This window comes from Sporocytophaga myxococcoides (assembly GCF_000775915.1).
GTDB classification, from domain to species: domain Bacteria; phylum Bacteroidota; class Bacteroidia; order Cytophagales; family Cytophagaceae; genus Sporocytophaga; species Sporocytophaga myxococcoides_A.
Genome location: NZ_BBLT01000001.1, coordinates 617,781 through 635,497 on the forward strand (window position 1 = coordinate 617,781; position 17,717 = coordinate 635,497).

9 protein-coding genes are annotated in these 17,717 nt (G+C 37.5%); 6 read left to right on the forward strand and 3 right to left on the reverse strand.

Annotated elements, in window-relative coordinates; genetic code table 11:
• Positions 1-77 precede the first annotated feature (77 nt).
• On the reverse strand, positions 78-2,267 hold the full coding sequence (locus MYP_RS02545) for a glutamine synthetase III family protein (RefSeq protein ID WP_045457979.1): 2,190 nt from the start codon (positions 2,265-2,267) through the stop codon (positions 78-80).
• 318 nt (positions 2,268-2,585) lie between these two features.
• Between MYP_RS02545 and MYP_RS02550 the strand changes: the two genes are divergently transcribed.
• Positions 2,586-4,421, forward strand: coding sequence for an LTA synthase family protein (locus tag MYP_RS02550; RefSeq protein WP_052429906.1), 1,836 nt, complete (start codon positions 2,586-2,588; stop codon positions 4,419-4,421).
• Positions 4,422-4,434: 13 nt separating this feature from the next.
• The gene (mtaB, locus tag MYP_RS02555) at positions 4,435-5,757 is read left to right on the forward strand and encodes a tRNA (N(6)-L-threonylcarbamoyladenosine(37)-C(2))-methylthiotransferase MtaB (protein ID WP_045457982.1); all 1,323 of its coding nucleotides are present in this window, start codon (positions 4,435-4,437) and stop codon (positions 5,755-5,757) included.
• 28 nt (positions 5,758-5,785) lie between these two features.
• Here mtaB and MYP_RS02560 read toward each other — a convergent pair whose 3' ends face one another.
• Positions 5,786-6,916, reverse strand: a complete 1,131-nt coding sequence (locus tag MYP_RS02560) for an acyltransferase family protein (protein ID WP_045457985.1) — start codon at positions 6,914-6,916, stop codon at positions 5,786-5,788.
• A 192-nt stretch (positions 6,917-7,108) separates the two neighbouring features.
• Between MYP_RS02560 and MYP_RS02565 the strand changes: the two genes are divergently transcribed.
• From MYP_RS02565 to MYP_RS24680, 3 genes are all read left to right on the forward strand, one after another.
• A complete protein-coding gene (locus MYP_RS02565; RefSeq protein WP_045457987.1) occupies positions 7,109-7,477 on the forward strand; it encodes a VOC family protein in 369 nt (122 codons plus the stop codon).
• A 128-nt stretch (positions 7,478-7,605) separates the two neighbouring features.
• Positions 7,606-11,931, forward strand: coding sequence for a phage tail protein (locus MYP_RS02570; RefSeq protein WP_045457990.1), 4,326 nt, complete (start codon positions 7,606-7,608; stop codon positions 11,929-11,931).
• 7 nt (positions 11,932-11,938) lie between these two features.
• Complete coding sequence (locus MYP_RS24680) at positions 11,939-13,039, forward strand: SMI1/KNR4 family protein (protein WP_052429907.1); 1,101 nt, start codon at positions 11,939-11,941, stop codon at positions 13,037-13,039.
• Between the two features lie 701 nt (positions 13,040-13,740).
• On the opposite strand, the gene MYP_RS02580 is transcribed toward MYP_RS24680, so the two are convergent.
• Complete coding sequence (locus MYP_RS02580; RefSeq protein ID WP_045457992.1) at positions 13,741-13,938, reverse strand: hypothetical protein; 198 nt, start codon at positions 13,936-13,938, stop codon at positions 13,741-13,743.
• 186 nt (positions 13,939-14,124) lie between these two features.
• On the opposite strand from MYP_RS02580, the gene MYP_RS02585 reads away from it, so the two are divergent.
• Entirely contained in the window at positions 14,125-17,595 is a 3,471-nt protein-coding gene (locus MYP_RS02585) for a transglutaminase family protein (RefSeq protein ID WP_045457995.1), read from the forward strand.
• Positions 17,596-17,717: the final 122 nt, after the last annotated feature.

A 17,717-nucleotide genomic window follows, 5' to 3' on the forward strand; every position in this document is an offset into this window, starting at 1 on the left:
CAAGAATAATTAATCAGAAATCTTATTGGGTAACAAAAAAAACTCCGGAGTGGCTTGCTCCGGAGTTTTTTTGCATATTATCTTAAGAATAACATTTCTCTGTATTTTACCAAAGGCCAATCCTCGTCATCAACCAAAAGTTCTAATTTGTCAACAGCATATCTTATCGTCTCAAAATGACCTTTAACTTCGCTGCCATACATAATTGCTCTTTTGCGTGCTTCGTCAGTATGGTTGGCTTTCTTTCTAGCTTCAGTCATTTCCTCAACTTCAGTCTGAATAGTGCTGATATGCTTAGAGATTTCTTTAATAATCTCAATCACTGGCTTAGACTCTTTTTCAAGACCAAGATCTTTCAATCCTTTCACGTTGGTGATAAGTTTGTTTTGATAAGCGATAGCCGTAGGTATGATATGGTTTAGGGCAAGGTCTCCAATTACGCGGCCTTCAATCTGAATTTTCTTGATATAATTCTCCAGCATGATCTCATGTCTTGCATGAACTTCACGCTCGTTCATAACATCATGTTTTGCAAATATTTTAACAGCTTTTTCTGTAGAGAAGAAATCTAGCGCTTCTGGAGTTGTTTTTACATTTGACAATCCTCTTTTTTCAGCTTCTTTAACCCACTCTTCAGAGTAACCGTTAGCTTCAAATCTGATTTTTTTAGAAGCAACAATGTAATCTCTCAATACATTGATGATCGCAACTTCTTTCTTTGTACCTTTTTTGATTTGCTTGTCAACATCTTCTTTGAATTTAGTAAGAGTCTCAGCAACAATAGTATTAAGAACAGTCATCGGAAGCGCACTGTTTTGGCTTGATCCAACCGCTCTGAACTCAAATTTATTTCCTGTAAATGCAAATGGAGAAGTTCTGTTTCTGTCAGTATTGTCCAAAAGGATTTCTGGAATTTTGTTAATTCCAAGTTTCATATAAACGTTATCACCTTTGTCAATCTTGATGTTACCATTTTTCTCCAGTTCATCAAGCATTTCGCTTAGTGTTTGTCCTACGAATACAGACATGATTGCAGGAGGTGCTTCGTTAGCGCCTAATCTGTGGTCGTTACCTGCAGTAGCAATAGATGATCTTAGTAGATCTGCATAATCGTGAACTGCCTTTATTACATTCACAAAGAAAGTAAGGAAGATCAGGTTTTCTTTTGGTTTGCTGGTTGGTCCAAGAAGGTTTTTCCCAGTGTTGGTGCTTAGCGCCCAGTTATTATGTTTTCCGCTACCATTAATTCCAGAGAATGGTTTTTCGTGGAAAAGGACTTTCAGATTATGTCTTTCTGCTACTTTCTGCATCACATCCATCAAAAGCTGGTTGTGATCACAGGCCAGGTTACACTCTTCAAAAGTAGGAGCTACCTCGAACTGGCTTGGAGCCACCTCGTTGTGACGAGTTCTTACAGGAAGACCAAGTTTTAGAGCTTCAATTTCAAAGTCAACCATGAAATTGTTTACTCTTGGAGGGATTGATCCAAAGTAGTGATCTTCAAGTTGTTGACCTCTGGCTGGAGAATGGCCGAATACAGATCTTCCAGCCATAATAAGGTCTGGGCGAGCCATATACAAAGCTTTGTCAATTAAGAAATATTCCTGCTCAGCACCAAGAGTTGCGGTTACTTTAGTAATGTCTTTATCAAAATAATCACATACTTCAACAGCTGCTTTGTCTATAGCTGCAAGTGATTTTAAAAGCGGAGTTTTATAATCCAGAGCCTCACCTGTGTAAGATACAAAGATTGTAGGAATACATAGAGTGTTGGTCCCGGAGGAGTTTGGCATTAAAAAGGCTGGTGAAGAAGGATCCCAGGCTGTATATCCTCTGGCTTCAAAAGTATTTCTGATACCACCATTTGGAAAGGAAGATGCATCAGGCTCTTGCTGAACAAGTGCAGAACCTTTGAATTTTTCAATGGCTCTTCCATTTTCATCAGCTTCAAAGAAAGCGTCATGTTTTTCAGCAGTTGCATCGGTTAAGGGTTGAAACCAGTGAGTATAGTGAGTAGCACCTTTTTCGATAGCCCAGGCTTTCATCGAAGCTGCCACAGCATCGGCAGTAGAGCTGTCTATCTTTTCACCTTTTTCAATTGCTGTAATTACTTTTTTCAAAACAGCATTTGACAATGTTTGTCTCATTGCTTCAGTACTGTACACATTGCTACCATAATAATCTGAAGCTTTAATTGATGGTACAGTTACTTTCACAGTTTCCCTGTTTCCTACAGTTTCAAGCGCCTTAAATCTTAAATAAGCCATATTAGGATTTTTGAATTTTGGTTTTGTGGGTAAAAATATGAAATTTTTATTATTTGGTCAGATTTTCCAATAATTTTTTGTCGATTTGACCTAAAAACAGATTTTTTTTGGAAAAATTCCATCAAAAATAAATGAGATTTTCAAAAAAAACACGTTTTTTTAACTGATTCCCTATAATTAATTACTTCTCTTTCAGCCTGATTTTTTTAAAGCTCAGAGCGTTAGTTTTTTAATATTTTTTCTAATTCTCATAACAAATTTTATGATTGAATTATTTTATCCCCAACTTTGTAATCTAATTCAAATAAATATTTAACTGTGAAAGCTAGAATCGAATATATTTTCAGATACCTGTTTTTCTGGGTTGCTTTTTTCCTAATTGCAAAGGTTTTGTTTTTGATCTATCATTTTAAAACCTACTCGGAATTTGGTCTGATCAATAGTCTGAAAGTGCTCTTTTATGGACTCAGATTAGATTTATCTATTACGGCGTATTTCTCCATTTTACCTTTTCTTCTGATTGCTGTATCTTCTTTTTTTAAGAATTTTAATCTTTTTAAAAGGATTATAAAAATATATACGCTGGTCCTGGCCACTATTGTAGCATTTCTCCATATAATAGATCTGGAGCTTTTTTCAATCTGGGGCTATCGTCTTGATGCGACTCCACTGAAGTACATAAATACTCCGGGGGAAATGCTTGCGTCCGCAGGTGCCTCTCCTGTGACTCTTTTATTAGGACTGCTTGCGTTATTAATCATTTTCTCTTTTTTTCTATTCTATTTTTTATTTAAGAATATTGAAACTACCAGGAGAAGTATTGGGACCGTTTTCCTTGTTCTTCCTCTTACTGCGTCTTTGATAATACTTATCAGAGGCGGGCTTCAGCTTGCACCAATCAATCAAAGTGCGGTTTATTTTTCTACCAACAGTTTTCTAAATCAGGCTGCAGTTAATGTTCCTTGGAACCTTACTCACTCGCTTCTTGAAAAGACCTATAGTACTAAGAACCCATTTGTATTTCTGAGCAAAGAAGATAGTGAGGATATTGTCAATTCATTGTACAGTAAAGAGACCATTCCATCTGTCAGGATTTTAAAGGAAGGAAAGAAAAATATTATCCTTATCATATGGGAGAGCTTTACAGCAAAAGCTTTGAATGATGTTGAAGGAAAACAGATTACTCCGAGATTTAAAGAGTTGATTAAAGAAGGTGTTTACTTTGATAATATTTATGCTAGCGGAGATAGAAGCGAAAAAGGGATAATTGCTTTGTTAAGTGGATATCCAGCACAGCCTACAACGTCCATTATTACATTCCCGGGAAAGACAACAAAATTATCAACACTGCCATTGCAATTTAAAAAAGATAAATATTTTACTTCTTTTTATTATGGAGGAGAAATGGAGTTTGCCAATATTAAGTCTTACCTGTGCCACTGTGGATTTGATAAGCTCACAGGTATTGAGGCATTTGACAAAAAAGATCAAAACTCCAAGTGGGGAGCACATGATGAAGTAGTATTAAAAAGAATGTTGGAGGATACAAAATCATTTAAAGAACCATTTTTTAATACTTTATTTACGTTAAGCAGTCACGAACCCTTTGAGATTCCTGCAGAACCTTTACTTTCGCCGGATTCAAGAGAAAGGATGTTTCTCAACTCTTTACATTATACGGATGCAAGTATAGGTGCATTTATAGATGAAGCAAAGAAACAACCATGGTGGGATAATACAGTTATCATCATCACTGCTGATCACGGGCATGTTATGCCTGGAAATGGAATTGCAACACATCAGCCTCAGGAGTTTAAAATACCTATGTTGTGGTTAGGTGGTGCACTTACGAAAAAAGATACAGTAATTACTCAATTGGGGTCGCAGACTGACCTTGCGAGTACGCTTTTAACTCAGTTTGATAAAACCTCTGATGGATTTCGTTTTAGCAGAGACTTATTTGTTCCCTCTAAAAATCCATTTGCATACTATGCTTTTAATAACGGATTTGGTTTAATGAACGATAGTTGCAAAGTGGTTTATGATAACGTGTCAAATCAGCCTGTATTTAAGGAAGGAACTGATGATACTCAGTTTATTAAAAAGGGAAGAGCTTATTTGCAGGTTTCTTTTCAGGATTATCTGAATAAATAAGTAAATTTGCAGTATGAAAAAAGTAGCTTTTTATACCCTTGGCTGCAAATTAAACTTTTCTGAAACTTCCACCATCGGAAGGCTTTTTGAAACGAATGGATTTCAAAAGGTTGAATTTCAGGAAAAAGCAGATGTGTATGTCATTAATACATGTTCGGTAACTGAAAATGCGGATAAGAAATGCAAAAAGGTTGTAAAAGAAGCTCTTAAATATTCTCCGGATGCCTTTATTGCTGTTATTGGTTGTTATGCCCAATTAAAGCCTAAAGAAATTTCTGAAATACCGGGAGTTGATGCTGTCTTGGGAGCTGCAGAAAAATTCAGATTGATTGAATTGCTTGGAACTTTTGAAAAAAAAGATAAAGGTGAAGTATATGCTTCTGAAATAAAAGAAGCTACTTCATTTAATCAGGCTTATTCTTACGGTGACAGGACAAGAACTTTTCTGAAAGTTCAGGATGGTTGTGATTACTCTTGTTCATTCTGCACTATTCCGCTCGCTCGTGGTAATAGCAGAAGCGATACCATAGAAAATATTATTGCAGGTGCTCGTGAAATAGCAGCAACGGAAGTAAAGGAGGTTGTACTTACAGGAGTGAATATAGGTGACTATGGGATTATAAATGGGGAAAGAGTAAATTCTTTTTTTGACTTGGTTAAAGAACTGGATTATGTTGATGGAATTGAAAGAATAAGGATATCCAGTATTGAACCTAATTTGCTTACTAATGAAATCATAAACTTTGTATCGAAGTCAAATAGGTTCGCACCTCACTTTCACATTCCTCTTCAATCAGGAAGTAACAAAATGCTGAAACTGATGAGAAGACGCTATCAAAGGGAGCTATATAAAGAAAGAGTTGAAGCTATTAAAGCCGTGATGCCTGATTGTTGTATTGGTGTGGATGTGATTGTTGGTTTTAATGGCGAAACACATGAAGATTTTCTTGATACTTACAATTTCTTGAATGAGCTTGAAGTTTCCTATTTGCACGTATTTACCTATAGTGAGAGAGCCAATACACATGCTGTGAAGATGCCTGGTAAAGTGCCCATGAACGAAAGAAATGAACGTTCAAAGATGCTAAGAAGCCTTTCGGAGAAGAAAAGACGCAAGTTTTATGAAGACCAGTTATCAAAAACAAAGACCGTACTTTTTGAGGCAGATGAAGAAAACGGAATGATGTTCGGCTTTACTGAAAACTATGTTAAAGTAACTGCCAAATATGACCCTGTTCTGGTGAATGAAATGAAAAAGATTAAACTTATGGGAATTAATAATGAAGGTATTGTAGAAATTGAGGAGGCTGAGACAGAGCAATTGATTCATAGATAACACTAAAGGCTGAAGGAGACTTCGGCCTTTAATTTTTTACAAAAGTTGTATTTAAATTTTTTAAGCTTGTGGTAGAAGTTCTGGATACTATAATTTTTTGCAACGGTTCTTCGATAAACTTATAGACAGCAATTGAAATAAGAATTAAAGAAGTGAATACCATTGTGTAATTCGTATTGAAAAAATTATAAAGCAGTATCTGTAAAAATCCCATGTGCAATAGATAAAAAGCATATGAACTTTTTCCGAGTAGCTGGAATATTTTGGTTTCAAGTAATCTTCTGATAATAGAATCTTCAGTTAACAGTCCCCAAAGCACAATTGCAATAAATATTGGCAATGCCCAAATGTGAATAATGGTTTTTAATATTTGTAAATCTGAAAGGTTTGACAAAAGAATTAAGGTTAAAACAACTCCTATAATTCCTGAAAAAGTGCGTAGCGCGAAGCAATTTTGAATCCTTTTTTCAACTGTTTGATTTTTATATAGATCAAAAAGTTTTATTCCGATATAAAACTCCATAATACGGCCAAAAAATGTTACTCCTAATGTAAATTTTAAGGATGAGAAAAATCCGAAGAAGTTTATTTTACTACAGATACAAGTTAATAAAAGGCCAAACACAAATAATATGCAGCATTGCAAAAAAAGATTAAATCTGGTTCTTAACAGGAATAAAATTGGAGCGCATAGATAAAAACATTCTTCAACTGAGAGAGACCATGCCTGAGGAAGACCAGTGTTTTTAAATAGATCGAAAAAGCCTTTCAGGAATGTTATATTTAATAGATAAAGAAGAAATGAATTAAATTCTTTTGGACTTGTCCCTGATGGAAGCGGATGGAGATCAAGCCAAATAATCGCAAAGGTAATTGTCGTCAAAAGGAAATAGATGGGGTAGATTCTGGCAAAACGTTTTAAAAGATATTGTTTAAACCAAGGCCAGTTGGATTTAACATTGCCCTGATATCTTGAAGCTATTAAAAATCCACTAAGCACAAAGAAGATAGGTACCCCGGCATTAAACTGATCGAAGAAACTGAAAACTCTGTTACCAAATTTTTCCGGTATAAACGGATTGAAGTGGAATATATAAACCATAATGGCTGCAACAGCTCTCACACCTGTCAGCGAGGGGAAATATTTTTGTTCAAGCATTCTTAGTTTAAATATCAGGTATTGATTTAACGCCCCCTATTCATTTCGGGTATTTCCTTCAAGAATAAATTTAGATAAATCTTTATTGAAAAATCTGGTGAATATCTAAAATAATACTGTCTCTATTCGAATAATTTTAAAAAATTGTATTAATGTTGAACTGTAATGAGTTAACCTAATTAAATTCACTTTATGAACATTCCTAAGAACTACCTTCCTGTAATGCCTTACTTAATTTTGAAAGAGGCTAAGGCTTTTATGGATTTTGCTAAACGTGTTTTTGAGGCAAAGGAGCAATTGATTGTTCCGGGAGAAAATGAGACAATTATGCATGGTGAATTAAAGATTCATGATGCTATAATCATGTTTGCCCAAGCAGGTGAAATTTGGACGGAAAAGACAGCGGGGATGTATATCTATGTTACAGATGTAAACAAAGTATATCAAAAGGCTTTGGAAAATGGATCGACTACACTCATGGCCCCTGAAAAGAAAGAATATGGATATTCCGGAGGATTTGAAGACCCTTTTGGAAATCATTGGTGGATTGTAGAAGGCTGATCAGAAAGTTTTCATATTGCCAAGCTTCTTTTTGCATATTTTCTGGCAAAATAGGATCTAACTTGTTACATTTAAGGAGAATATTCTCATTAAATGTTCCATTTTTAATTCAACCATATTTTTGATTCTTGGCGAAGAAAGTTAAAATACCGGTAAAAGAAGATGCACGACAAAACTCCACTCAGTATGGGTACCAGGGCAATGTCAGGAATCAATATGGATATAGTCCCGCTGATGTTGATTTCTATGATGATAAAGACAAAGTAGAAAAAAAAGACAGCAGACAGGCACAGGTTGTAGATGCTTCTCATGAAGAGAAATTATATAGGTTATTATTCAGGATTTCAAAAAAACTGAAAGAGGAAGAAGAGAAAGCTGCGGCAACCTCATCAAAAGAGCCGGAGATAAAAGCGCCTCAAACACCAGCAGCCTCTGATCCACATCCACAATCAGCTGCAAGCCCTGATTCAAAAACATCAGCAGAGTCGGATGAAAGGGATGCAGTATTGCCTGTTTCAGCTTTAAGTCCCAAAAAGACTGAGGCCAAAGATCTTGAAGAACCTCAAAATACGGTCAGTGCGGCAAACGATTCCAGAAATAGAGTATCGGCCTTTCCAGCACCCACTGAGGGAGCTGCTGGAGCCAATACAGAAGCAGAAAAGCCAACAAGGAAGAAAAAGGCTGCTATTTCTCATACAGGCACCTCGGAGGAAACCAAATCGGAAGAGAGCGAATCAGCGGAAAGTAAATCAGGAGGAAACGATTCAGAAGAAAGGGCTGATGTTGCAGAACAGCCTGAACATGCTCAATCCGCAACTCCTTCAGATAATAATTCAGATAATTCAAGAAAGGCACAAGAGGTACCTGCTCTTGCAGGCACAGAGAGTAAGGCAAGTAATGCTTCTGTTGAAGAGAAGTCAGCGCCTGCAGAAGATCTTCCAGAGCCAGGGAAAAAAGCAGCAAGTGGTGGAGGAAGCGGAGGTAGGGTTATCGATATGGCTGATGCATCTATGGATGGAGGACCAGAGAGGGTTGAACAAGAAAATGCTGCTCTTGATAAAAAAGAAAAGACACATCTGGAAGTTCATTCCAAAGCTAAGGCTGCTCAGGCTGGCACAAAGATTGGAGGTTTAAGCACTAATCAGAAAAAGAAAGAAGATGCTACAACCAAGCTGGATAAAACCAAAGATGCGGTTGTTGAAAAAACATCAGAGAAAGAAGCCGAGGTCAATGCGGGACAGGTCGGCAAAGTTGCAGAAGCCGAGACTCCTGAAGTAAATAAAGACGAAGCCAAATCTACGCTTAATCAATCTTTACAGGCATCCTTGCCTCAGACGGTAGAAGATGTAGATAATTTCAAAGATAATCGTGTAGCATCAAAAATAGGGGATAAGGTAAAAGCAGCGATAGATGCCAAAGCAGGTGAAGTGACAGGAACCTTTGAAGTACTTGATAAGACTCCAAAACCTGACGAGCCTCGCAAGTCCGTTCCATTTGCAGACATAGAGCAGGCTCCAGCAACTCCTGAGATTAATGCGGGAAATAATCTTATTCCAAAAGTTGATGAAAAGTCTATCGATCTTAACTCCTATCTTACCGAGTCTGACAATCTACTGAAAAAAGAAGGCATCAAACAGGAACACCTGGACCTTGTGGATTCCGGTGATCTCTTTGAGGCCAAAAAGATTCAGAAAGACATAGATAAAAAAGCCAAGGAAGAGCCTGGAAATTTGCGCACAGAAGAGAAAGAGCTGCATGGTAAGAATGAGGCAGAGCTTCAAAAGAAAGAAGCTGATGAGAAAGGCAAAATGCAGAAGGAACGCGAAGCCGGATTAGGCAGCGCACGAGGGAGCCAGGTAGGGACGAAGGGAAGTCTGGAAGATAAGAAGAAAGAAGTTACTGACCACATCAACAAGATCTATGAAGATGTAAACAAACAGGTTCAGGATAAGCTGACCAAACTCAAGACCGATTCGCTTGCAGCCTTTGACAGAGAGGAAGCAGCAGCGTCTTCTGCATTTGAGAATAATGTCAATACCAAGATGGATAAGTTCAAAGATGAACGTTATTCAGGTGTGGGCGGAAAGTTCAATAAAGTGCGTGACTGGTTCCTTGGAATAGATGACCTTCCTGAAGTAAAGCAGATATTTGAAGAAGAAAAAGCAATCTATATCAACAGAATAGATGGTGCAATTTCTAAAATAATTAATGATAGCCAGAAAGTAATTGATGAATGCAAAACATTAATTGCCAATGCAAGGAAAGAGATTGAGGAATATGTAAAAGGCCTTAGTCCCGCTCTACAGAAGATAGGAGAAGAGGCTGAAAAAGAAATCAAGAAAAAACTTGATGAGCTTGATGAGAAAGTAAACAAAGCTGCGGAGGAGCTTAAAGAAGAACTCGCCAAGAAACGTACTGAAGCTATAGCCAATATTGACAAGAAGATCGAAAAGATGAAAGAGGAAATGTCTGGTTTCCTTTCTAAAATGGGAGATCTTTTAGTTGATGCTGCACTTAAATTTTTTAAATGGGCGCTTGAAGCCGCAGGCCACAGTGCAGATGAGATTATGGGCATCATCAACAAGGGTAAAGCTGTTCTTACTGCCGTAGTAAGTGATCCTATACAGTTTCTTAAAAACCTTGCTGCTGCGGTCGGCGGAGGTGTTAAGAACTTCGGAGCAAATATCATGAAGCATCTTGGTGAAGGCTTCATGAACTGGCTTACCGGTCAGCTTAACTCCCTTCCGATACAATTACCTGAAAGGTTCGATCTTAAAGGGATTGTATCATTGACTCTTCAGGTACTAGGCCTTACTTATGCAAGCCTAAGAGGTAAGCTTAGCAACAAGGTTGGAGAAGACAAAGTACAAATGGCTGAGGCAGGTGTCGAAATGATGATGGAAGTGAAAGAGAAAGGTCCTATTGCCATGTACGACATGATGGCAGATAAGGCCGACTCTATCAAAAACGAATTCATTGAAGGCGCCAAAGAGTGGGCGATCACCAACCTGATTAAGCAAGGACTTATCAGACTTGCTACGATGATCAACCCTGCCGGAGCTATTGTTCAGGCTGTGCTTGGGATCTACAACGGAATCATTTTCCTTGTCAACAACTGGGACAGAATACTTGCGTTTGTTAACTCTGTGTTCGACTCTATTGCGGCTATTGCCAGTGGAGCTATCTCACAGGCATCAGCATTTGTCGAGAAGACGATGGCCCAAACTATTCCGCTGATCCTTGACTTCATTGCTCAACAGCTAAACCTTAGTGGCATTGCAGAAAGAATTACAAAGATTATTCACAGGATCAGGAAGCCGATTGATCAGGTGATTGATAAGGTTATTGACTGGATTACCAAGAAAGTAAAGCAGCTTGCAGATAAACTTTTAGGAAAAAATAAAGACAAGAATAAAGATAAAAACAAGGAAAAAGCTGAGGATACTAAAAAAGACTTTGAGAAGGAAAAAGACAAGGATAAAAAAGAAGAAGATCCAAGATCGATGGAACAAAAACTCGCTGACTTAGCGGAGGCGAAGGGAGAAGCTCAAGCCTTGTTAGATAAGAAGGATACCACTATTGAAAAAGTCAAAGCAGGTTTACCAGCTATAAAGAAAAGATACAATCTTACAAAGATAGAGGTGGAAAGTCTTGGAGACTTTACATACGATGTTTTTGTGGAGATAAACCCCAAAGACAAAACAGAAAAGCGTAAGATAGCTTCTGTAGAGGAAATGCTCTCTAAATCGAAGGCAAATTTTAATGGTAAAACCTTTAAGATGCAAGAGCTGAAAACCTTTATTATGGGCGAATTCAGTATAAAAGATACTAAATGTGGAGAGGTAATCAAGGAATTCAAAGATCAGGGGGAATTATTTGAATGCGCCTCTGAGAAAGCAGGTCCTAATGATTCCAATAAAATTGTCAGCTTTGACAGGAGTCTACTCTCTGGTGAGGTACGACCAGTCGAAATAAATGAAAGTAACAGAAGTAAGTTCGGATATGATAATCCTGCTAAAGATTCCTCTATTGGTTTAATAATTGTTAAAAAAGGATTAATCAGAGAAGCCCAATACAATTATTCCCCGGAAAAAGAAGACGATAAAAATTATCTGGAAAACGAAGCACGCTATAAATGCGCAAGGAGTGGCAAAATTATAACATGGGCAAAAATTGCACTAGGACATCATGACGATGTTGGCTGCTCTGTTCATTGGAATGATGGAGGAGGACATGGTCCACATACCAAACCAGGTCATACACAAACCAAAGATCAAAACAGAGCATGGAACAAAAACCCAGATAATTATCAAGGACCTGAAGATAGGGATGAATCTAATAAGTCAGGGGGAAGTTCTCCAAGATATATTCTTCCAGGCCCTCCTAATAACCCTGACAGCCACAAAATGTGGTGGGATCCTACTCACCCAGATTATATTGGTAATAAAAAATAGATGATAAATGAAAAAGGAAAAGCTACTAAATAAATATCACGAAGAAGTGGGTAAAGAAGATTTTCTTATAGATGCAGCCCCCTATTTTCAGGGGTATCTTGCATTTATACTTCCAGATGAAGAGGAAGATGTTTTTTTTTCAAGTATCACAACAATAGGTTTGTCCAATCTTTTTAATGAAAAAAAATATATTCCGACAGAAATAATTCTGGAAATAGATGAAACATTTTCAGAGGAAACAGTCGAAGGCTTTTCTAAACAGCTTTTAGAATTTTACAATAAGGAACTTTCGAAAAAGGATGGATTTAAATTGAATACTATCATTCCACATTCAATTGATTTAATCCGCTCAACTCCTTATTTTTTTGTTAGTCAATATTTGGGCCTCTCTACAGAATGGGGATTTGAATCTGACCCTACTGTGCAAATGCTACAATTAATTCCTTTAACTGAAGGAGAAGCGAAGGAATTGGAGAATATTGAAGACAAAACCAAAAGTATAATTATCAACGAAACATATAAGATATTAAGAAACCCTTACAGAACATCATTGCCCCTTGTCGCCACTACTATTAAAAATTTATGGTCTAAAATAAGTAAGTGGTATTCTAAAAATTCTGAAACTTTGAAATCTAGACTTATGTCAGGTGCTTCAGAAAAAGAAATGGAAGAGTTTAGGAATTCATATCCAGTTGAAATACCCAAGGACTATTACTATTCTCTCCTCCAACACAATGGAAAGATGTCTTTTTATAATGGATATGAATACCTGAAAGCAAATCTGGCTGTGGATCTTTGGAAAGAAATGAAATCGAATAAAGAGCAGGGAGCATTTAACAAATTACCTGAATATTCCGGTAATAAAATTAAGCAAACATGGTGGAATCAATCATGGATACCTTTTGCAGTAGATAGTGGTGGTAATTTATTTTGTATTGATCTTGATCCGGCTGAAGGAGGCTCCAGAGGTCAGGTCATTCTTTGGGAAAGAGCTGAAGGCCCTTTAGAAAGTGGAGCTGCATCTTTCACTGAATGGTTATATTTATATCTGAGAGGACTATATAACGGCATTTATAAGTTGGATGATGAAGGCTTTCTTGAGACTTAAGTTAATTATACTTTTAAAATTTCGGATAGACATTAAGGCCATTGATGAATCAGCGTCAATGGCTTTATTGTAATATAACCACCATTTATGATAAAACTAAGAAACACATTTTTTGTCATGTAATGGGTAAAACTTCCAACTTGGATAAAATCTTTATTCGAAAGTTTAATATATGCTGAATGAGCCCGTTCCGGGGGCTGAAAGGGGGATGATAGGAGACAGATCTTGATAGGGAGGAGCATCAGAAGTATGTTGCAGAAATTCATGCAAAATTAGTTTAGAAATCAGGTAATCCTGCACAAAGTTTTGAAGAGTTTGTTAAAAAAGAGAAGAAGAATTTGACAGCAGAACTTTAAGAAACTTATAATGCAAAACTAAAAGAAGGTTTTAAAAAAAACATTAATCTCATTCCAATCGATATTGAAAACATGATTGTAAACCGAAAGATAATATCAGATTCGAAGTTGATATCTCACCTAATAATACTCATGATGAAGGAATAATTGTTTTTGATGGTTGAGAGGCCTAAGTTTAAAATTCAGAAAGTATACTTTTCGTGCATAATAGGGAAGTAGGTCTCATTAACATCAACATTTATTGAGACACAATGACACAGACGATTTCAGTGATTCTTGGCTTCATTGCTCAGTAGTTAAACTTAATTGGTATAGCAGAAAGAATTACGAAGTTCATTCACCGGATCAGGGAAGCCGATTGATCGGATGATTGATAAGGTAATTGATTTTATTATCAATAAGGTAATGAAGATAGCTGGCAAGCAACTTGCCAAGATAAAGACAAGGCAAAAGATAAGGATAAGCATAAAGAGAAAGCAGAGGACAGTGAGAAGGATTTTGAAAAGGACAAGGGAGATCAATGATCTTTTTTCGGTCGTACACTTTTTTATAGCTAGATAAGTTTAATTCCGGTAAACTTTTTTTTGAATATTATGTTTTTGTATTTTATTAATATGGAAGTAGTTAAATTTAATAATTTTAAATATTAGTATTGTAAAATATTGTAAAGCTAAATTTTTCTTCTTTCTTAGTAAAACATACTTTTTCTCACCACTTCATTCATGTTTTATGGCAATAAAAGTCGCAATTAATCATTGTACTACTTATAGATATGACAGGTTGGTATGCATGTCTCCTCACATATTCAGACTAAGGCCTGCAGTACATTCAAGAACGCCAATAGAAGCGTATTCTCTGAAAATTACGCCGGAAGAACATTTTATCAACTGGCAGCAGGATCCCTTTGGTAATTATATGGCAAGGGTTGTATTTCCTGAGAAAACAAAGGAAATGATTATAGAGGTGGAAGTTATAGCTAATCTTGTAGTAATAAATCCATTCGACTTTTTTGTAGAAGAATATGCTGAGTCTTACCCTTTCAAATATCAGGGCCAATTAGAAAAAGAACTTTCTTTATATATGGAGAAAAAGGAAAGTGGTCCATTGCTGAAGAGGTGGATTGCTGAGCTTGATATAAATAAAGAGAAGGGGATTGTTGATTTTCTGGTAATGATTAACCAGAAGCTAAATACTGATATTAATTATGCCATCCGCATGGAGCCTGGTGTACAGAGTTGTGAAGAAACTCTTGGAAAAGCTTTGGGGTCTTGTCGTGACTCAGCATGGTTGTTGGTGCAGGTATTAAGACATCTTGGACTTGCAGCCAGATTTGTGTCAGGATACCTGGTTCAGTTAACAGCAGATATTAAATCCCTGGATGGTCCGTCTGGTCCGGAAGAGGACTTTACTGACCTGCATGCATGGACAGAAGTCTATATCCCGGGAGCAGGCTGGATAGGTCTCGATCCTACTTCAGGATTATTTGCAGGCGAAGGGCATATACCTCTTGCTTGCACTCCCGACTATGTGAGCGCTGCTCCTGTCGTAGGAGCAACGGATAAGTGTGAAGTTGATTTTTTCTTTGATAATAAAGTAACTCGTATACATGAAGATCCTCGTGTAACGATGCCATATTCGGAAGAACAATGGGCTGCAATCAATGCTGTTGGAAATAAGGTCGATGATGATCTGGAGAAGTGGGATGTAAGAATGACAATGGGAGGGGAACCTACCTTTGTTTCAATTGATGATATGGAATCAGCTCAATGGAATACGGCAGCAGATGGTCCTCATAAAAGATTGCTCGCCCATGATCTGATTTTTAGACTCAGGGAAAAATTTGGACCGAAAGGTATGTTGTATTATGGTCAGGGTAAGTGGTATCCCGGAGAGCCTTTGCCTCGTTGGCAATATGGCCTTTTCTGGAGAAAAGATAATTATCCTATCTGGAAGAATACACAACTGATAGCACACGAAAAAACTGATAAAACCTATACTGTCGAAGATTCCAGGATTTTCATGGAAGAGCTTGCAAGGCATCTTGCAGTCAGCAGATATAATATTTCTCCAGCATACGAAGATGCCTTTTATTTCCTTTGGTCTGAAGGAAAGACACCTATCAATATAGATCCCTTAAAATACAATCTTAAAGAAAGTCTTGAACGTCGAACGCTTGCAACACTATTAGATAAAGGGCTGAACAAGCCAGTTGGTTATGCGCTTCCAATAGAGTGGAATTACTGGAATGGAAAATGGAAAAGCTGTAAATGGCAGTTTACTCGTGACTATTTGTTTCTCATACCAGGCAATTCTCCAATGGGATTCAGGTTACCTCTTGAGTCTCTGGCTTATGTTTCCAAAAGCTTAAGACCTCAGGAAATAGATCGAAGTTTATTTGAAGAATTACCACCACTTGAAAATTATCATGAGAGAATAGCACTTAGATACGGTAGAATTTTTGAGCATGTGGCACCGCCCCAGAGAATAAGACATCAGGAGTTAGCAGTAACTGACGGGAATGACAAGAGTATTGGAAAAGACAGAAGAAGCCGAAATGTTATTAAACCAGAGGAAGAAGATGATGAAATAAAACCAATGTTTGAAACTGATGTCACAAAGACCGCTATTTGTACAGAAGTAAGAGATGGCTATCTGTATGTATTTCTTCCGCCAGTCAGCTACCTGGAGCATTATCTGGACCTGGTAGCATCTGTAGAAGCTGCAGCCGAAAAGTTAAACATGCAGGTAAGATTAGATGGATATGAGCCTCCACGCGATTACAGAGTAGAAAGGATGGTAGTTTCCCCAGACCCTGGAGTTATAGAAGTTAATATTCACCCTTCCAAAAGCTGGAAAGAGCTCAACAGTATTATCAATACGCTTTATGAGCAGGCTTATCTTTCAAGACTGGGCACTGAAAAGTTTATGCTTGACGGAAGACATACAGGTACAGGAGGAGGAAATCATATCACAATCGGAGGAAGCACTCCTTCAGATAGCCCTCTGCTAAGACGGCCTGACCTTCTGAGAAGTCTTATTGCATACTGGCAGCATCATCCAGGACTCTCATATTTGTTTTCAGGAGCTTTTATTGGTCCCACGAGTCAGGCACCAAGAATTGATGAGGGAAGAGATGAGATGTTGTATGAAATGGAAATTGCTTTTGAACAGGTACCTGAAAATGGGTTCATCCCATACTGGCTTGTTGACAGAATATTCAGGCATTTGCTGACAGATATAACCGGCAATACACATAGGGCAGAATTTTGTATAGATAAATTATATTCTCCTGACTCTTCTTCTGGAAGGCTGGGAATACTTGAATTCAGAGCATTTGACATGCCTCCTCACAGGCAAATGAGTATGGTGCAGATGTTGCTCATCAGGGCTTTAGTTGCACGTTTCTGGAACAAACCATACAAACATGATCTTGTAAGGTGGGGAACGGAACTCCATGATAAGTTCCTGCTACCGCATTTCGTATATGAGGATATGAAAGAAGTTGTCAGTGAATTGAATGAGGCAGGTTATCCTTTTCAGATGAGCTGGTTTGATCCCTTTTTCGAATTCAGATTTCCAAGATATGGTTCAGTGATGGTTAGAGGAATAGAAATGGAAATAAGGATGGGGATTGAACCATGGCATGTATTGGGTGAGGAAATGAGTAATTCTGGCACAGCGCGTTTTGTTGATTCATCTTTGGAAAGGGTTCAGGTAAAATTAAAAGGAATAAACAATTCAAGATACATCCTATTATGCAATGGTTGTAGAGTTCCACTCAGACCAACAGATGTAAGAGGAGAATTCGTAAGCGGTGTACGCTACAGAGCATGGCAACCCCCATCTGCATTGCATCCTTCCATTGGGACAGATACTCCTTTGGTTTTTGATATCGTTGATACGTGGAACAACAGATCTGTAGGGGGCTGTACATATCATGTTTCTCATCCTGGAGGCAGAAGTTATGATACCTTTCCAATCAATACATATGAAGCCGAATCCCGAAGGGGCAATCGCTTCTGGGAATATGGACACACTCAGGAGGTTATGAGACCAGCTCCTTATTTGTCGAAAATTTCCCACTATATTAAGCAGGACAGACCTCCGCTTGTCAAGTACGATCCTCCAGTCGTTGAGATTAATAAGGATTATCCAAGTACATTAGATATGAGGAAATTTAGAAAATCTAATAGAAATTAGTATAAGGGGATGTTAAATGGGGGAGCGAACATCGCTCCCTTTTATTTTTTCTTTTTTAAAATAGTGTTCGGATCCAGCGGAGAAAGATTTTAGTAAAGGATTGAATCTGGTTTTATCTCTAA